This is a genomic window from Dietzia sp. SL131, from assembly GCF_026672565.1.
GTDB classification, from domain to species: Bacteria; Actinomycetota; Actinomycetes; order Mycobacteriales; family Mycobacteriaceae; genus Dietzia; species Dietzia kunjamensis.
Window position 1 is genome coordinate 469575 of record NZ_JAPPRI010000003.1, and the last position, 17079, is coordinate 486653.

Consider the following 17079-nt stretch of genomic DNA (forward strand, 5'->3'; position numbering starts at 1 on the left):
TTGACGACAGCGGACCCGCGCTTGCCTGCCACCCGAACGGGTGAGGGCCAGGTCGTCTCCCGGGGCACCCCACCGCGGTGGAGGGTTGCCGCCCAGCAAGCCGGGGCTCGATGCTGGGACTCATGACCTGGGGACAGGCTAGCCTAAGCCGCCGCTCGCCTGCAACGAGCGGAAACGGCTGGACAGGCCGCCTCTGAGCAGGCCACGCCGGTAAGATGAGGCCCACGTCACGATCGGTACCGGAGAAAGAGGGCCCGATGTCCAAGATCAAGGTCGAGGGGACGGTCGTCGAGCTCGACGGCGACGAGATGACCCGCATCATCTGGAAGTTCATCAAGGACGAGCTGATCCACCCCTACCTCGACGTGGACCTCGAGTACTACGACCTGGGCATCGAGAGTCGGGACGCCACGGACGACCAGATCACCGTCGACGCCGCCAACGCCATCAAGAAGCACGGCGTCGGCGTCAAGTGCGCGACCATCACCCCGGACGAGGCGCGGGTGGAGGAGTTCGGCCTCAAGCGGATGTACCGCTCGCCCAACGGCACGATCCGCAACATCCTCGGCGGGACGATCTTCCGCGCCCCGATCATTATCTCCAACGTGCCGCGCCTGGTTCCGGGCTGGACCAAGCCGATCATCGTCGGCCGCCACGCCTTCGGCGATCAGTACCGGGCCACCGACTTCACGGTTCCCGGAGCCGGCACGGTCACCATCACCTTCACGCCGGACGACGGCTCGGAGCCGATCGAACACGAGATGGTGACGTTCCCGGAAGACGGCGGCGTGGTGATGGGCATGTACAACTTCACCACGTCCATCGAGGACTTCGCGCGCGCCTCCTTCAACTACGGGCTGCAGCACGAGTACCCGGTGTACCTGTCCACCAAGAACACGATCCTCAAGGCCTACGACGGAGCCTTCAAGGACATCTTCCAGGACGTGTTCGAGCGCGAGTTCAAGGCCGAGTTCGACAAGGCCGGCCTGACCTACGAGCACCGGCTCATCGACGACATGGTGGCCTCCGCGCTCAAGTGGGAGGGCGGGTACGTGTGGGCCTGTAAGAACTACGACGGCGACGTGCAGTCCGACACCGTGGCCCAGGGCTTCGGCTCGCTCGGCCTCATGACCTCCGTGCTGCTCACCCCGGACGGGAAGACCTGCGAGGCCGAGGCCGCTCACGGCACCGTCACCCGCCACTTCCGCCAGCACCAGCAGGGCAAGCCCACCTCCACCAACCCGATCGCCTCGATCTTCGCGTGGACCCGTGGCCTGGAGCACCGCGGCAAGCTCGACAACACCCCCGAGGTCATCGAGTTCGCCCACCAGCTTGAGGACGTGGTCATCAAGACCGTCGAGGACGGCCAGATGACCAAGGACCTCGCCCTGCTCGTCGGCGAGGACCAGGAGTACCTCACCACCGAGGAGTTCCTCGCCGCGCTGGACCAGAACCTGAAGAAGGCCCGGGCCTGACCGGCACCCGGGGACCCACCGGCGGCGGGCGTAGCCTGCTTCGGTGACCACCAGCCCGGCTCCCGCGACCGAGCCCACGGAGCCGACTGAGCCCACCGCCCCCACCACCCGACGCGTGACGCTGGCGATCCTGGCCCTCGCGCTGGGCGGGTTCGGGATCGGGGTCACCGAGTTCGCTGCCATGGGGCTGCTGCGCTCGATCGCCGATGACTTCGGGCTCACCGAGCCGCAGGCCGGCCACGTCATCACGGCGTACGCGCTCGGGGTCGTCGTCGGCGCACCCCTTCTCACGGTGTGGACCTCGCGCTGGCGGCGGCGCACCCTGCTGCTGGTCCTCATGTTGCTGTTCACCGCGGGCAACGTGGCCGCCGCCTTCGCGCCCACTGCGGAGACGCTGATCGCGGCCCGGTTCGTCGCGGGCATCCCGCACGGGGCCTACTTCGGGGTCGCATCGCTGGTCGCGGCCTCGCTCGCGGGTCCGGGGCGACAGGCGCGGGCGGTGTCCCAGGTCCTGCTGGGGCTGTCCGTGGCGACCGTGATCGGCGTCCCGGCCGCCACCTGGATGGGCGAGGCGCTGGGCTGGGGGTCGGCGTTCCTCGCGGTCGGGGTGATCGGCGCCCTGACCGTGGTCGCCATCCTCGTCGTCGTCCCCGAACCGGCCGGCGGGGTGGTGGTCAGGGCCCGCGAGGAACTGGCCGCGCTGGCGCGGCCGCAGATCCTGGCCACCCTCGCGGTGGGGGCGGTGGGTTTTGGCGGCATGTTCGCGGTCTACACCTACGTCCAGTGGACGATGGTGGACGTCGCGGGGATCGATCGCGGGTGGATGCCGGCGGTGCTGGCCCTCTACGGGCTCGGCATGGTGGCGGGCAACCTGGTGGGCGGGGTGGTCGCCGACCGGGACCTCGACCGCGGGCTGGTGGTGATCGCCACGGCGATGACGCTGATCCTCACCCTGTTCGCGGTCGCCGCGTACCACCCCGTCACGGCGGTGGTGGGGCTGTTCCTGGTGGGGACGACCGGATCCGCGCTGGTCCCCGGCCTGCAGTCCCGGTTGATGCGGCACGCCGGCCGCGGCCAGACCCTCGCCGCGGCGCTCAACCACTCCGCGCTCAACGCCGCCAACGCGCTGGGGGCGTGGCTCGGCGGGGTGGTGATCGCGCTGGGCTTCGGCTACACGTCCCCGGCGCTCGCGGGCGCGGCCCTGGCGGCGGTCGGCCTGGCGATCCTGGTGTGCGCGGTCCGTGCCGCCCGGCGCGCCGAGGGTGGCTAGCCTGTACGGCGTGAGCCTCACCGTCAGCACCGTCAACGTCAACGGGATCCGCGCCGCCGTCAAGGAGCGTTCGGAGACCAACCTCGGATTCCTCCCCTGGCTGGAGAGCAGCGGGGCGGACGTGGTCGCGCTCCAGGAGGTGCGCGCCGACGAGGACCAGGCCCGCAAGGCGCTCGCCCCCGCCCTCGACGCCGGGTGGCACCTCATCGGCTCGGACTCCTCGCTCAAGGGCCGGGCGGGCGTGGCCATCCTGTCCAGGCAGGAACCCGCCGAGGTCCACATCGGCCACGGCGACCCGGAGTTCGCCGAATCCGGCCGCTACATCGAGGCCGTGTACCCGGGGGCGCTCGAGGGCGAGACCGTCACCGTCGCCAGCCTCTATCTCCCGTCGGGCACGGCGAACACGCCCAAGCAGGACGAGAAGGACCGCTTCATGGAGAGTTTCCGGGAGCATCTGGCCGAGCGGGCGGGCCTCGTCGCCGCCCGCGACGGCCACGAGATGATCGTCTGCGGCGACTGGAACATCGCCCACCACGAGGTCGACCTGAAGAACCACAAGGGCAACCACAAGAGCTCCGGCTTCCTGCCGCACGAGCGCGAGTGGCTGACCGACGTCTTTGCCGACGGCAGCGGCTGGACCGACATCGTCCGCCACCGCCGCCCCGACGAGGTCGGCCCGTACGCGTGGTGGTCCATGCGCGGGAAGGCGTTCGACACCGATGCGGGCTGGCGCATCGACCTGCAGGTGGTCAGCGACGGGCTCGTCGAGCGGGCCGTATCCGACCGCGTGGACCGCGCGTCCGCCTGGGACATGCGGTGGTCCGACCACGCGCCCGTCACGGTCGTCTACGAGTGAGGCGGGCGTCGTGAGGGGTCCCCTGTGAGCGGCACCGTGAAGGCCATCCTGGCCCTGGTCGCCGCGCTGCTCCTCGCCCTGGGCGTGGCCGCGTACACCGGCGGCGGGTCCGGGGACGCCGGCCTCGGGACCGTGGGGGACAGGGGGACGACGACGAGCTCGGCGACCTCGTCCGATCCCGCCGTGGACGAGTCGTCCGATCCGCCGGGAATGGTCAGGTCGGCTGCCGTTCCGGCGCACGTCCTGGACACTTTGGCCCTGATCGATGCCGGGGATTGGCCCGACGCCGCCGACGCCCCCGGCACGCAGGGCGGCGACCGCTTCGGCAACCGCGAACGCCTGCTCCCCGAGGTGGCCGCCGACGGCTCCCGGCCGGACTACCGCGAATGGGACGTCAACCCCAAGCAGCAGGGCAGTGGCCGGGACGCGGAGCGGATCGTCACCGGCAGCGACGGGTCGGCCTGGTACACCGGCGATCACTACTCCTCGTTCGTCCGCATCCGATGAGCCGACCTGTCGCGATCCACGCTGCCGTGATCCAACCCGAGAGGAGCGCATGATGCTCGACTTCCGGGCGCTCGTCGCCGAGGCCGACGCGGGCGGGTCCGTCGTCCACGAGACCGGTGAGCCGCTGCCCGAGGTGCCCGCCGACCTCGCCCCCGCGGCCGGCGTCCGGCGGCTAAGCGGCATCCGGATGGCCGACCTGGGCGGACTGTACGACGAGACCTCGGCGGCGCTGCAGTTCCCCGACCACTTCGGCCGCAACCTGGACGCGTTCGACGAGTGCCTCCGCGACCTGGACCTGCCCGAGGCGCCCGGCGGGATCGTGATCCTGGTGGTGACCGATGCCGCAACCATGCTGTCCGCGGAGCCGGGCCGGAGAGCCTGGTTCGGCGAAGCCGTCGCCGACGCCAACCAGATCCGCGCCGGGCGGGGGACAGGACCCCTCGTCGTCGTCTTCTCCGTCCCTTCCGGCACCGACCCCGTGGACCGCTGGTGGTGCTGACCCGGCGCCCGTTCGCCGCGCTGAGTCACTGCTGAACTAATTCGTTGCAGAGCCGTACCCTCGGGCCCATGACGAAGTTCGCGACCGCCGACCGACCTGACCGCGCCGGGCTCGATTCCTTCCTCCGACCCCGCCACCGCGCCGTACTGATCACCCGGCGGGGGTCCGGCGGTCTCCAGACCTCGCCCGTGACCTGCGGGATCGACGAGGCGGGCCGGCTGGTGGTGGCCACCTATCCGCAGCGGGCCAAGGTGAGCAACATCCGCCGCGACCCGGCCGTGAGCGTGTGCGTGCTCTCTGACGAGTTCAACGGCCCGTACGTGCACCTGGACGGCACGGCGGAGATCGTGGACCTGCCCGAGGCCGTCGAGCCGCTGGTCGAGTACTTCCGCTCGGTGGCCGGCGAGCACAGCGACTGGGACGAATACCGGGCGGCGATGACCCGCCAGGGCAAGTGCCTCATCCGGGTGACGATCGACGACTGGGGACCGGTCGCCACCGGAGGGTTCCCGCCGGAGAAGGCGCCGCCCGCCGACCGTTGAGGGCGTGACCGGTGGCTCGGCGGCATCGTGGGAGAATGGACGCCATGTCTGAGCAGTCCACCACCGCCGCCACCGCGACCTCCCCGACCGGGGCGCCCGCCAAGCGCCAGCGGGTCCTGTCCGGGATCCAGCCCACCGCCGACTCCTACCACCTCGGCAACTACCTGGGGGCCGTGCGACAGTGGGTCGACCTGCAGGACAACTACGACGCCTACTACTTCATCCCCGATTTGCACGCGATCACCGTCCGGCAGGATCCCAAGGAGCTGCGCGAGCGGGTGTTCCGCGGGTGCGCGCAGCTGCTCGCCCTGGGCGTGGACCCCGCGCGATCCGTGCTGTTCGTGCAGTCGCACGTGCCCGAGCACGCCGAGCTGTCCTGGGTGCTGGGCTGCATCACCGGTTACGGCGAGGCCGCGCGGATGACCCAGTTCAAGGACAAGGCCGCCAAGCAGGGAACCGACGGCACCACCGTGGGGCTGTTCACCTACCCGGTCCTCATGGCCGCCGACATCCTGCTCTACCGCCCGCACCTGGTGCCGGTGGGCGAGGACCAACGTCAGCACCTCGAGCTCACGCGGGACCTCGCGATGCGGTTCAACTCGCGCTACAAGAAGACCTTCGTGGTCCCGGAGGGCAAGATCCTCGAGGGCTCGGCCAAGATCTACGACCTGCAGGAACCCACGGCCAAGATGAGCAAGTCGGGCGAGAACCCCAAGGGCATCGTCAACCTGCTCGACGACCCCAAGGTGTCCGCCAAGCGCATCCGCAGCGCCGTGACCGACTCGGGCGGCGACATCCGCTACGACCGCGAGATGAAGCCCGGAGTGTCGAACCTGCTGACCATCCAGTCGGCGTTCACCGGGCGTCCGGTCGCCGACATCGTGGCCGACTACCAGTCCGCCGGCGCGGGCTACGGGGCGCTCAAGACCGACACGGCGGACGCGCTCGAGGCCTTTGTGACCCCGCTGCGGGGCCGGTTCGACGAGTACATGGCCGACAGGGGTGAGCTCGAGCGGATACTGGCCGACGGCGCGGACCGGGCCCGCGCGGTGGCCGGGCCGGTGCTCTCGCAGGTCTACTCGGCCGTCGGCTTCACCGCGCCCCGCCGAGGCTGACCCGACCCGGCCTGGCGGGGTCCGCGTCAGCGGAGTCGGTTGGCGGACACAGATCTCCAGTTGGCGACAGCGCTAGTTGGCTGGCGGACATCGCTGGTCGACTGGCGGACTCACCGTGCGATTCTGAGGCCCAGATCGAACCTGGTGCCCGCCAACCGGCATGCGATGTCCGCCAACCGGGTGGGGGTGTCCGCCAACGGGCAGGCGCTCAGGCTTCGCGAGTCCCCTGCTGGTAGACCTGTTTCCAGTCCGAGCCCGTCCGCTGCCAGATCGAACTGCGGAGCGAGGACACCCCGTCGGGGCCCGATGCCCGCCACAGCAACAGCACCACGTCGTCGCCGAGCCGCCGCGTCTCCAGCACCTCGAGGTCCACATCCTCGAGTGAGCCGCCCTCCTCAGAGCCGCCCTCCTCAGAGCCGCCCCCGTCGCCGAGTTCGCGGCGCGTCTGCACGCGGCCCGCGTTGTCGACCTGCCGCCACCGCACGTCCAGCAGGCGGGTGAGCTTCTTGCGGTCCCCGCGGACGGCGTCGGTGAGGAGGGACCGTTCGAGGTCGACGACGAGGTCCTCGATCGCGTGGCCGGCGGGTGAGGCCGCGGGCACGGAGTCCGCGGGACGGGCGGAGGAGTGCGCGTCCACCGAGAACAGGTCGGGCTCGTCGGCGGGGCCAGAACTCGTCGTCGTCGTCGACTTTCGCCCGTCGCCATCCCCGCCCGCGGCGGGCGGAACGGAGGGGTCGTCACCTGCGCCGACGGACCGCGCGCCGGGGAACCCCGGCCCGGGCGCCGGCTGCTGACGCGACGCGTGGGCCTTGGCCGCGCCGTTGGCGAGCACGTCCGCCTTCTCGTTGAGCTCATGCCCGGCGTGGCCCTTGACCCACTCGAAGGTGACCTCGCGACCGCGCATGGCCTCGTCGAGAGCCTTCATCATCTCGACGTTGAGCACCGGCTTGCCGTCGGCCTTCTTCCAACCCTTGCGCTTCCAGCCGGCCATCCACTTGGTCACCGAATTGATGACGTACTGGGAGTCGCAGAGAATGTGGAGGGGCTCGGGGGAGTGGGCGGTCTGCCGGAGCAGGTCCAGGACCGCGGCCAGTTCACCCTGGTTGTTGGTGCCGCGCTTCCAGCCGCCGCACCGCCACCGCTCGTCGTCGATGTACCAGGCCCAGCCGGCGGGGCCGGGGTTTCCGAGGGCGGAGCCGTCCGCGGCGGCGATGATCGTCACGGTAGGCGATCCTGCCACCGTGACGACCGCCACCGCCCACCGGACCCGCGCCGTGGCGGCGGGGGATCGGTGGGCGGCAGCCGGTGTTCGTCTATCCGTACAGCTCGTCCGGCTCGATGCCGTCGAGGTCGATCTCGGGGGAACGCTTGGCCTCGTCAAGCCGCGAGGCCCGGGCGGCCTCCCGCATCTCGATGCTGTCGGTGACGAAGTCGCCGATCTCCTTGGCGATCGAGCCGATCGCGTCCGTGATGATGACGGCGATACGTCCCACCAGCGACGCGCCCGCCTGGACACCTGCCTGGACCTGGTCCTTGTTGCGTTCGAAGTCGCTCATGGACCGCTCCCTTCGTCGGTGATGCCCTTAGACGGTACCCGCGGCTCAGGCGGCGACGGGAGTCTTCCTGCGCTCGATGATCACCGCCGGCGTGTCCGCCGCGGTGGGAGGCAGGGGCAGCGCGAGGCGGAACATCTTGGACCAGACATTCGCGACCTGCTTCCACAACGGGCCGGTCGTGTACGGCAGGCCGTGCTCCTCGCAGATCGCGCGCACCTCGTCCGCGATCTCCGGGTAGCGGTGCGCGGGAAGGTCCGGGAACAGGTGGTGCTCGATCTGGTGCGAGAGGTTGCCGGTCGCCAGATGCATGAACGGGCTGCCCGAGATGTTGGCCGACCCCAGCATCTGCCGGACGTACCACTCGCCGCGGGTCTCCTCGGCCGTCTCCTCCTGCGTGAACACCTGGGCGCCGGACGGGAAGTGGCCACAGAAGATCACCGAGAACGCCCAGATGTTGCGGACGACGTTCGCGGTGAGGTTGCCGGCGAACGTGAGCGGGAACAGCGGGCCGGTCAGCGCCGGGTGCACGATGTAGTCCTTGGCCACCTGGCCGCGGACCTTGTTCCACCAGCCGGCGAGCAGGCCCTTGACGTCGGACCACTTGCGCTTGCCCTTGAGGACGTTGTCGTACTCGAGGTCGTGCATCATCACGCCCCACTCGAACAGCATCATCAGCGCGAACGCGTACACGGGGTTGCCCAGACGCAGCGGGGTCCACTTCTGCTCGTACTCCATCCGCAGCAGGCCGTAACCGATGTCGCGGTCCAGGTCGAGGATATTGGTGTACGTGTGATGCATGTAGTTGTGCGAGTGCCGCCACTGGTCCGACGGGCACACGTTGTCCCACTCGAAGCTCGAGGAGTGGAGCATGTCGTCGCGCATCCAGTCGTACTGGCCGTGCATGACGTTGTGGCCGATCTCCATGTTGTCGAGGATCTTGGACGCGCTCAGCGCGGCGACGCCGGCCAGCCAGGCCGGGGGCAGGAAGCCGAGGAACATCAGCCCGCGGCCGGCCAACTCCAGGCGGCGTTGGGTGCGCACCACCCGCAGGATGTAGTCGCGGTCGGCGGTGCCGAGGTCGGCCCTCACGCGGTCGCGGATGGCATCGAGCTCGCGGCCGATGATCTCGACCGACTCGGCCGACAGCACGATCGGCTCGGGCCCGGGGGTCTTCGCGGTCTTCGCGTCGGCGGCCTTGCTGGCCGCCTTGCCGGCCGCCTTGCCGCTGGCCTTCGGCGGCTTCGCGGCCTTCGGCGCCTTCGGGGTGGTGGACTTCTTCGGGCGGAGGCCGGGCAGTTGCAGGAGGGTCATGATGGGGTCCTTCCGGGTCGTTCCGGGCGGGTGGTGGTGAAGGTGGTCAGAGCTCGATCTCGACATCGCCGACGGGCGCGTTGACGCAGATCTGGACGTGGCAGTCAGGAGTGGCGTCGATCTCGCCGGTGCGCAGATCCCGGGTGGTGCCGGAGACGCGCACGGCCGTGCAGGTGTGGCAGATGCCCATCCGGCAGCCGTGCTGGGGGCTCAGGCCGGCGGCCTCGGCGCCCTCGAGCAGGGTGGTTCCCTCGTTCCGGGCGGTGATGCCGCTGCGCAGGTGGGTCACGGTGCCGCCGTCCCCGTCGGGCACCGGCCCGGTCGCGGAGGTGAAACGCTCACGCAGGACGCCGGAGAACCGCTCGGCACCGAGGACCTCCTCGAGGCCCCGGGCCAGCGGCTCGGGGCCACAGAGGAACACCGCGGCGTCATCGTGCCAGGGGGCTGTCTCCTCGAGATGGTCGGCGGAGAGGTGACCGGCCAGGCCGCTCGGGGTCGTCCCCTCGGCGGTGGGGACCACCGTGACCGTCACCCCGGACCGGGCCAGCTCACGGAGCTGGTCCCGGAAGGGCACGTCCTCCACGCGGCGGGCGTAGTGCAGCCACGCCACGCGGCCCGGCGCCCCGTCGGCACAGTGGCCGTCCGAGGCGAGCGTCGAGGCGATCGCCAGCATCGGGGTGATGCCGCTGCCACCACTGACCAGCAGCACATCGGCGGGGCGGGCCTCGGGCAACGCCATCTCGCCGACCGGGTTACCCAGGAGAAGTCGCATCCCGGGCGCGGCCTCGTCCCAGAGATGGTTCGAGACCACGCCGTCCGGGTGCCTGCGGACGGCGATGGTCGCCAGCCCGTCACGGCGGGACGCCGGATCGACGGGGGAGTAGTGGCGGCGGTGGACGACGCCGTCCACCACGACCCCGATCTCGAGCGCGGCGCCGGGGGCGGGGCGGTCGACCCCGGCGGGCAACCGCAGGGTGAGGACCGTGACGTCGGGGACCGGCCGGTCGACTGTCGCGACGGTCGCCCCGGTGGGGTCGTCGGACCAGTCCACGCCCAGGGAGCGGACGTAGTGTTCGACCGGATGGGGAGTGAGTAGGGTGCGCGTGACCCTGCGGGAGAAGAGTCTGCGGATGGGCGGGGCGGTCATGTGGACCTCCGTCGAGGATATGGGTCGGTGTGGTCGGACGCCGTCGGATGCGGTCGCTCCCCGGCGGTCGTCGCGCCTCGCACCGGGTCGGTGCCGTCGCGGTCGGGGTGCGCATCCGTCCGGTTCGACCACCGGACGTTTTTGAGTGTACAGCCGTTCTCCGAAATGGGAAGAGGGTCGATTTGTGGCCCGGCCCACACCCTGCGCACGGGTGGTCTCCGGCGCGTCATCCCTGGCTGGCGATAGGATGGCGAATGTGACGACGCCCAGGACACGTGCGGATCAGAAGCGGCACACCCGTGCACTCATCGTCGAGGCGGGCCGGAACGGGGTGGCCACGCGCGGCTTCACCGGGCTCGTCGTCCGCGAACTCGCGCGCGAGGTCGGCATCGTCCCCACCGCCTTCTACCGGCACTTCGAGTCCGTCGACGACCTCGCATCGGAACTCGCGTCCGGCGCGGCCGACGCCCTCGGGACGTTCATCGACGAGCTGATCTCCACCGCGACCGACGACCCCGCGACCGACTGGCCCCGCCTGGCCTCTGCCGCCGCCACCCGGGATCCGCAGACCTGGGCCATTCTCGCCCGCGGCCTGGTCGACACCGCGCATCCAGACCACCGGATCCTCGCGGCCGCCGTCGATTCCGCCCGCCGCCGGCTGGGGATCACCCTGGGTCGGCTCGAGACGCTCTCCGGAGCGGACGACACCTCCATCGACATCGCGGCCGACCTCGTCGTCGTCGTCCTCCTCCGCGCCCTCGTCGAGATGGCCGACGATTCCGACGCCCGCACCACGGTCGACGAGTGCGCCGGGCGACTGCGGGTCATCCTCGCCGGCGCCGGCGCCGGCGCCGGCGCCGGCGCCGTCTCCTGACCGGCCGCTCCCCGGCCGTTCCCCGACCGTACGCACCGACGCGGCGGCCGCTACGGACGTGGGGCCGGGCCCCGGGCTAGTTCCGTGACCGCAGTGTGAGGACCGCCCCGGCCACCACGACGAGTCCCGCCGCGCCCAGCGCCAGCCACGTGCTGTAGCGCTCGAGCACCGAGCCGCCGACGATCGCCGTCTCCGGCGTGCCCGCCCCGCCGAGGCCGCCGGCCAGGTGTTCGGTCGCATGATCGGTCGAGTCCTGCGGCCCGGCCTCGAGCACGCCCACAGGGTCCGAGTCGCCCGCCGCGTACCCCGCGTCCAGGAGTGCGGCCGCCTGCTGCCACGGCGGGCTGGGCACACGCGTGCCGTCGAGCAGCACCACCGCGAGCCGCCGACCGTCCCGCTCGGCCGCCCCGATGAACGTGTGCCGGGCATCGTCGGTGAAACCGGTCTTGCCGCCGATCGCGCCCGGGTAGTTGTGGAGCAGCAGGTTGTCGTTGCCCAGCACGAAGCCGGGGTTGATCAGGACCCCGTCCGCGCCCATCGTCGGGCCGGTGTGCTCCGGTACCGCCGCCGGATCCGGTGGTTCGGTGCCCGGACCAGCGGGGTATCCGGGGAAGCCCGTGGACGGGGTGGCGACGATCTCCGCGAACGCCGGGCGGGCCATCGCGTCCCGAAAGATCAGCGACATGTCGTAGGCGGTGGACATCATGCCCGGGCCGTCGAGGCCGTTCACGGTGGCGACATGCGTACTGCGGGCCCCGAGCGCGACGGCGTGCGCGTTCATCGCGGCGCGCGTCTCTTCGATGCCTCCCAGCTGCCGCGCCAGGACGACCGCGGCGTCGTTGCCGGAGGCCATGAGCAGCCCGCTGAGGAGCCGTCCCACGGAGTACTCCCCGCCCGGCCCGATGCCCACGAGGCTGCCCTCGGCACCCTCAAGATCAGCGTCGGCGACCTCCACGACCCGGTCCAGGTCGAGCGAGTCCAGCGCGACGGAGGCGAGCAGTGTCTTGATCACGCTCGCGGGACGGTACCGGCCGTGCGGATCCTTGGCCGCCACGATCTCCCCGGTGTCCAGGTCGGAGACCAGCCATGCGCTGGCGGTGACGTCGCGTGGCACCTCGAATCCGTCGGTCGCCACGACCTCGCAGCCGGCGAGCCCATCCCCGCCCGGAGGGGTGTCGGGCACCGGGGGAGGGGTCGGGGACGTCTGCCCGGGGATCGGGACCTCGGACTCGTCGACGGGAGCGGGCGGGCTGGTGCGGTACGGGCACCCGGTGATGTCACGCGGGGTGTCGAAGTACGACGGCGACGTGGTCGACGGCAGCACGGCGGCCGGCGGCGGCTCCGTCAGCGGAACGTCGGGAGCCGGCTCCACTGCTGTCACGGGTGCCGCTGCCGCGAGCGGTACCAGTGCGACCAGGGCTGCGGTCACGAGGCCGGCGGCTCGCTGGACGGGCCGTCGTCGGGTGCTGGTCACGGGGGTCGAGTCTACGTCCGGTCGACGTCGTCTCGGGTCGGACCCGCTGGCCCGGGTCTGACCCGCGCTCGCCCCGCAGCCGCTCCCCGGGGTGGCGTCTCGCACCCGCTCCGGGGCAGGCGAGACGCCATCTCGGCGTGCGGCTGTGGCCCGGGCGTGCGGCTGGGGTCGCAGCGGGCAGGCGCGTGTGCGGATGCCGGGGGCGGCGGGGAGGGTCGGGGCCACGAGGGAAGGAAACGGCGGAGGGGCCGCATTCTCCGTCTGTGGAGAATGCGGCCCCGGCCGGTGCTGCGAGGCGACGTCGGAACGACGCGGGTCAGCGTGGTGGCTACCCGGTGATCAGCGCGCGAACAGCAGGGCGCGCTTGACCTCCTGGATCGCCTGGGTCACCTGGATGCCACGGGGGCACGCGTCGGTGCAGTTGAAGGTGGTGCGGCAGCGCCACACGCCCTCGGCGTCGTTGAGGATCTCGAGCCGCTCGGCGGCGCCCTCGTCACGCGAATCGAAGATGAACCGGTGCGCGTTGACGATCGCCGCCGGCCCGAAGTACGACCCGTCGGCCCAGAACACGGGGCAGGAGGTCGTGCAGCAGGCGCAGAGGATGCACTTGGTGGTGTCGTCGAAACGGGCGCGGTCCGTCGGCGACTGGATGCGCTCGGCGGTCGGCTGGTTGCCGGAGGTGATGAGGTACGGCATGACGTCACGGAACGACTTGAAGAACGGCTCCATGTCGACGTACAGGTCCTTCTCCACCGGCAGCCCGCGGATCGGGGCGACCGTGATGGTGATGGACTTGCCGTCCTTGGGCAGCATGTCCTTCATGAGGACCTTGCACGCCAGTCGGTTGACGCCGTTGATCAGCATGGCGTCCGAGCCGCAGACGCCGTGCGCGCACGAGCGACGGAACGCGAGCGAGCCGTCGATGTAGTTCTTGACGTACATCAGCAGGTTGAGCAGACGGTCGGACGGCAGTGCCGGGACCTCGTACTCCTTCCAGCCGGCCGAGTCCGGATCCTCCGGGTTGAACCGGGCGATTTTCAGCGTGACCATGGTCGAGCCGGGCGGCACCGGACGGTTGGCGCCGGGGTCCTTGCCGTCGTTGGCCTTGGTGGTGTCGACTGCGGTGCTCATCAGTACTTACGCTCCATCGGCTCGTAGCGGGTCTGCACAACCGGCTTCCAATCCAGCCGGATGTCGGAGAGCAGGTCGAGACCGCCCTCCTTGAACGCCATCGTGTGTTTCATGTACGTGGCGTCGTCGCGGTCCGGGAAGTCCTCGCGGGAGTGACCGCCGCGGGACTCCTTGCGGTTGAGGGCACAGACGACCGTGACCTCCGCCAGCTCCAGCAGGAAGCCCAGTTCGACGGCCTCCAAGAGCTCGGTGTTGAAGCGCTTGCCCTTGTCCGAGACGGTGACGTCGGCGTAGCGGGCCTTGAGGGCGCGGAGCTCGTCACGGGCCTCGGTGAGCGACTGCTCGGTGCGGAAGACCGACGCCTTGTCGTCCATCATGGCCTGCATCTCGCTGCGGATGTCCGCGGCGTTCTCGCTGCCGTGCGGGGCGAGCATGCGCTCCATCCAGTCACGGACCATCTGCTCGGGCTCGGCGGGCAGCTCGACGAAGTCATGGCCCGCGGCGTACTCGGCGGCGGCGATGCCGGCGCGGCGGCCGAACACGTTGATGTCCAGCAGCGAGTTGGTGCCCAGACGGTTGGAGCCGTGAACGGACACGCAGGCGCACTCGCCCGCGGCGTAGAGGCCGGGAACGACGTCCTCGGAGTTGCGCAGCACCTCGCCCTGCACGTTGGTCGGGATACCGCCCATGACGTAGTGGCAGGTGGGGAAGACCGGCACGAGCTCGGTCACCGGGTCCACACCGAGGTAGGTGCGCGAGAACTCGGTGATGTCGGGCAGCTTCTCCTCCAGCACGTCGGCACCGAGGTGGGTCACGTCGATGTAGACGTAGTCCTTCTCGGGGCCGGCGCCGCGGCCCTCGCGGACCTCCAGGACCATCGAGCGGGCGACGATGTCACGGGGCGCGAGGTCCTTGATGGTGGGGGCGTAGCGCTCCATGAAGCGCTCACCGTCCGCGTTGCGCAGGATGCCGCCCTCACCGCGGACGGCCTCGGAGATGAGGATGCCCAGGCCGGCGAGGCCGGTCGGGTGGAACTGGTGGAACTCCATGTCCTCCAGCGGCAGGCCCTTGCGGAACACCACGGCCATGCCGTCACCGGTGAGGGTGTGGGCGTTCGAGGTGGTCTTGTACATGCGGCCCGAGCCACCCGTGGCGAAGACCGTGGCCTTGGAGTGGAACACGTGCAGGTCGCCGGAGGCGAGCTCGTAGGCGACGCAGCCGGTGGCGACGGGGCCCTCGGCGGTCTCGGTGAGGCACAGGTCCAGGACGTAGAACTCGTTGAAGAACTCCACGTTGTGCTTGACGCAGTTCTGGTAGAGCGTCTGCAGGATCATGTGACCGGTGCGGTCGGCCGCGTAGCAGGCGCGACGCACGGGCGCCTTGCCGTGGTCACGGGTGTGGCCGCCGAAGCGCCGCTGGTCGATCTTGCCCTCGGGCGTGCGATTGAACGGCAGGCCCATGTTCTCCAGGTCGATGACGGCGGTGATGGCCTCCTTGGCCATGATCTCCGCGGCGTCCTGGTCGACGAGGTAGTCGCCGCCCTTGACCGTGTCGAACGTGTGCCACTCCCAGTTGTCCTCCTCGACGTTCGCGAGGGCGGCGCACATGCCGCCCTGGGCGGCGCCGGTGTGGGAGCGGGTGGGGTAGAGCTTGGTGAGGACCGCGGTGCGGGTACGCGGGCCCGACTCGATGGCCGCGCGCATACCTGCGCCGCCGGCGCCGACGATCACGACGTCGTACTGATGCTGGTGGACCTGACGATCGGTCATGGGTTACTCAGTGCTCGCTTTCGGAAAGGTGAAGTCCGCAGACGAAGACGGCCGCGGTCAGAGGTCGTAGGCGAGGCCGAAGATGGCGTAGGTGCCCAGGACGAGGACGAGGCCGGTGGCGACGAACAGGATCGAGTTGAGCCAGAACCGGGTCGAGTCCTTGCGCGAGTAGTCCGCGATGACGGTGCGGACACCGTTGCCGCCGTGGAGCATGGCCAGCCAGAGCATGAGGAGATCCCACACGGCCCAGAACGGGCTCTGCCAGCGATCCGCCACGTACGCCCAGTCGATGCGCTGGACGCCCTCGTCGATCATCAGACCGACGGTGAGGTGACCGATCGTGAGGATGACCAGCGCGACGCCCGAGTAGCGCATGAAGATCCACGCCGAGCGTTCGAAGTTGCCGCGCGAGCGCAGGCGGGGCGAGCGCGGCTGCGCCAGGGAGGCCGGCCGGTCGTAGGACGTCTGGAGAACAGGTGCGTCTGCCATGGTGATCGTTCCCCTTAGAGGTGCTGGAAGAGAAGGAAGAGGAGGCGGGCGGTGGCCGCGGCGAACACCACGACCCAGATCGCCAGGACGGCCCACAGCATCTGGCGCTGGTACTTGGCGCCCTTCGACCAGAAGTCGATGAGGACGATCCGGAGACCGTTGAGCGCGTGGAAGAGCACGAGCGCGACCAGACCGATCTCCATGAGGCCGACGATCGGGGTCTTGTACGTGTCGATGACCGCGTTGTAACTCTCCGGGCTCACCGTGACGAGCGCGGTGTCGAGCACGTGGACGAAGAGGAAGAAGAAGATCGCGACGCCCGAGATGCGGTGCGCGACCCAGGACCACATCCCCGGGTCACCCTTGTAGAGGTTGAGCTTCTTTGTGGGGGCCGGACGCGCCGGCGCCTGCGCAGTACTCATGGGCTTGTCGTGCCTCCGAATCGTCTGGGCCTGATGCCATCGGCGCGCGTTCCGGCCCGAGAGCACAGCGGGCGCCTACTAGGACTTTAGACCTGAGATCTGACTAGGCGAAAGCAGGGTGGGTACCGTGGACCGAGCGGGTTCTCCCAGTTAGGGAAGCCTAAAAGATGTTACCGAGGGGTAAGCCAGGTGTCCCAGGACGAAACCGCAGCACAACACAACGCGATCGTCGCCGGCCTCGCCGACGCCGCCCTCGCCGCCGCACGGGGTGCCTACCGTCCGTACTCCGGGCTGGGGGTGGGGGCCGCCGCGCTGGCCGTCGGCCCGGACGCGGATCCGCCCGCCGGCGACCCCGACGGGCGGGTGCGGATGGTCGTCGGGTGCAACGTCGAGAACGCCTCCTACGGCCTGACCCTGTGCGCCGAGTGCTCGCTCGTCTCCGACCTCTACCGCACCGGGGGTGGGAGACTGCTCGAGCTCGTCGTCGTCTCCCACACCGGGGAGCCCCTCGCGCCGTGCGGGCGCTGCCGACAACTCCTGCACGAACACGGCGGCCCCGGGCTGGTGGTCCACACCGCGCGAGGCGCGGTTCCCCTCGCCGAGCTCCTCCCGGACGCCTTCGGACCGGGGGACCTGCGGTGA

Annotated in this window: 18 protein-coding genes and 1 riboswitch; of the genes, 9 read left to right on the forward strand and 9 right to left on the reverse strand. The window is 70.4% G+C overall.

Going from position 1 to position 17079, the window contains the following annotated elements; genetic code table 11:
- Positions 1-12 precede the first annotated feature (12 nt).
- A riboswitch (SAM riboswitch) is annotated at positions 13-128 on the reverse strand.
- A 129-nt stretch (positions 129-257) separates the two neighbouring features.
- The 7 genes from OVA21_RS02890 to trpS all read left to right on the forward strand — a co-directional run bounded on the left by OVA21_RS02890 (position 258) and on the right by trpS (position 6264).
- Entirely contained in the window at positions 258-1475 is a 1218-nt protein-coding gene (locus OVA21_RS02890; protein ID WP_119192268.1) for an NADP-dependent isocitrate dehydrogenase, read from the forward strand.
- A gap of 43 nt (positions 1476-1518) precedes the next feature.
- Complete coding sequence (locus tag OVA21_RS02895; protein WP_376780897.1) at positions 1519-2745, forward strand: MFS transporter; 1227 nt, start codon at positions 1519-1521, stop codon at positions 2743-2745.
- A 10-nt stretch (positions 2746-2755) separates the two neighbouring features.
- Entirely contained in the window at positions 2756-3601 is an 846-nt protein-coding gene (locus OVA21_RS02900) for an exodeoxyribonuclease III (protein ID WP_119192289.1), read from the forward strand.
- A gap of 24 nt (positions 3602-3625) precedes the next feature.
- Positions 3626-4108 carry a ribonuclease domain-containing protein gene (locus OVA21_RS02905; RefSeq protein ID WP_268091730.1) on the forward strand — a complete coding sequence of 161 codons (483 nt, stop codon included), beginning with the start codon at positions 3626-3628 and terminating at the stop codon, positions 4106-4108.
- A 49-nt stretch (positions 4109-4157) separates the two neighbouring features.
- Positions 4158-4607, forward strand: a complete 450-nt coding sequence (locus OVA21_RS02910) for a barstar family protein (RefSeq protein ID WP_119192269.1) — start codon at positions 4158-4160, stop codon at positions 4605-4607.
- A gap of 68 nt (positions 4608-4675) precedes the next feature.
- Complete coding sequence (locus OVA21_RS02915) at positions 4676-5149, forward strand: PPOX class F420-dependent oxidoreductase (protein ID WP_119192270.1); 474 nt, start codon at positions 4676-4678, stop codon at positions 5147-5149.
- A gap of 44 nt (positions 5150-5193) precedes the next feature.
- Positions 5194-6264 carry a tryptophan--tRNA ligase gene (trpS, locus tag OVA21_RS02920; protein ID WP_119192290.1) on the forward strand — a complete coding sequence of 357 codons (1071 nt, stop codon included), beginning with the start codon at positions 5194-5196 and terminating at the stop codon, positions 6262-6264.
- A gap of 208 nt (positions 6265-6472) precedes the next feature.
- Here trpS and OVA21_RS02925 read toward each other — a convergent pair whose 3' ends face one another.
- The 4 genes from OVA21_RS02925 to OVA21_RS02940 all read right to left on the reverse strand — a co-directional run bounded on the left by OVA21_RS02925 (position 6473) and on the right by OVA21_RS02940 (position 10278).
- On the reverse strand, positions 6473-7486 hold the full coding sequence (locus OVA21_RS02925; RefSeq protein ID WP_119192271.1) for a ribonuclease HI family protein: 1014 nt from the start codon (positions 7484-7486) through the stop codon (positions 6473-6475).
- Between the two features lie 91 nt (positions 7487-7577).
- Positions 7578-7820 carry a hypothetical protein gene (locus tag OVA21_RS02930; RefSeq protein WP_268091731.1) on the reverse strand — a complete coding sequence of 81 codons (243 nt, stop codon included), beginning with the start codon at positions 7818-7820 and terminating at the stop codon, positions 7578-7580.
- Positions 7821-7865: 45 nt separating this feature from the next.
- Positions 7866-9131, reverse strand: coding sequence for a fatty acid desaturase family protein (locus tag OVA21_RS02935; protein WP_132063523.1), 1266 nt, complete (start codon positions 9129-9131; stop codon positions 7866-7868).
- 46 nt (positions 9132-9177) lie between these two features.
- On the reverse strand, positions 9178-10278 hold the full coding sequence (locus tag OVA21_RS02940) for a flavin reductase family protein (RefSeq protein WP_268091732.1): 1101 nt from the start codon (positions 10276-10278) through the stop codon (positions 9178-9180).
- Positions 10279-10534: 256 nt separating this feature from the next.
- On the opposite strand from OVA21_RS02940, the gene OVA21_RS02945 reads away from it, so the two are divergent.
- A complete protein-coding gene (locus OVA21_RS02945) occupies positions 10535-11152 on the forward strand; it encodes a TetR/AcrR family transcriptional regulator (RefSeq protein WP_268091733.1) in 618 nt (205 codons plus the stop codon).
- Between the two features lie 76 nt (positions 11153-11228).
- Here OVA21_RS02945 and OVA21_RS02950 read toward each other — a convergent pair whose 3' ends face one another.
- From OVA21_RS02950 to sdhC, 5 genes are all read right to left on the reverse strand, one after another.
- Positions 11229-12626, reverse strand: a complete 1398-nt coding sequence (locus OVA21_RS02950; protein WP_268091734.1) for a D-alanyl-D-alanine carboxypeptidase family protein — start codon at positions 12624-12626, stop codon at positions 11229-11231.
- 339 nt (positions 12627-12965) lie between these two features.
- Positions 12966-13757 (reverse strand): succinate dehydrogenase iron-sulfur subunit, encoded by a 792-nt coding sequence (locus OVA21_RS02955; RefSeq protein WP_119192275.1) that lies wholly within the window; start codon positions 13755-13757, stop codon positions 12966-12968.
- Positions 13757-15526 (reverse strand): succinate dehydrogenase flavoprotein subunit, encoded by a 1770-nt coding sequence (gene sdhA / locus OVA21_RS02960; protein ID WP_253003299.1) that lies wholly within the window; start codon positions 15524-15526, stop codon positions 13757-13759. Before sdhA ends, OVA21_RS02955 begins: the two co-directional genes overlap by 1 nt.
- A 57-nt stretch (positions 15527-15583) precedes the next feature.
- On the reverse strand, positions 15584-16015 hold the full coding sequence (locus OVA21_RS02965) for a succinate dehydrogenase hydrophobic membrane anchor subunit (protein WP_067712174.1): 432 nt from the start codon (positions 16013-16015) through the stop codon (positions 15584-15586).
- Positions 16016-16029: 14 nt separating this feature from the next.
- Positions 16030-16437: a succinate dehydrogenase, cytochrome b556 subunit gene (gene sdhC / locus OVA21_RS02970; RefSeq protein ID WP_082923680.1), complete on the reverse strand. Its 408-nt coding sequence runs from the start codon at positions 16435-16437 to the stop codon at positions 16030-16032.
- 189 nt (positions 16438-16626) lie between these two features.
- Between sdhC and OVA21_RS02975 the strand changes: the two genes are divergently transcribed.
- Positions 16627-17079 carry a cytidine deaminase gene (locus tag OVA21_RS02975; protein WP_442778915.1) on the forward strand — a complete coding sequence of 151 codons (453 nt, stop codon included), beginning with the start codon at positions 16627-16629 and terminating at the stop codon, positions 17077-17079.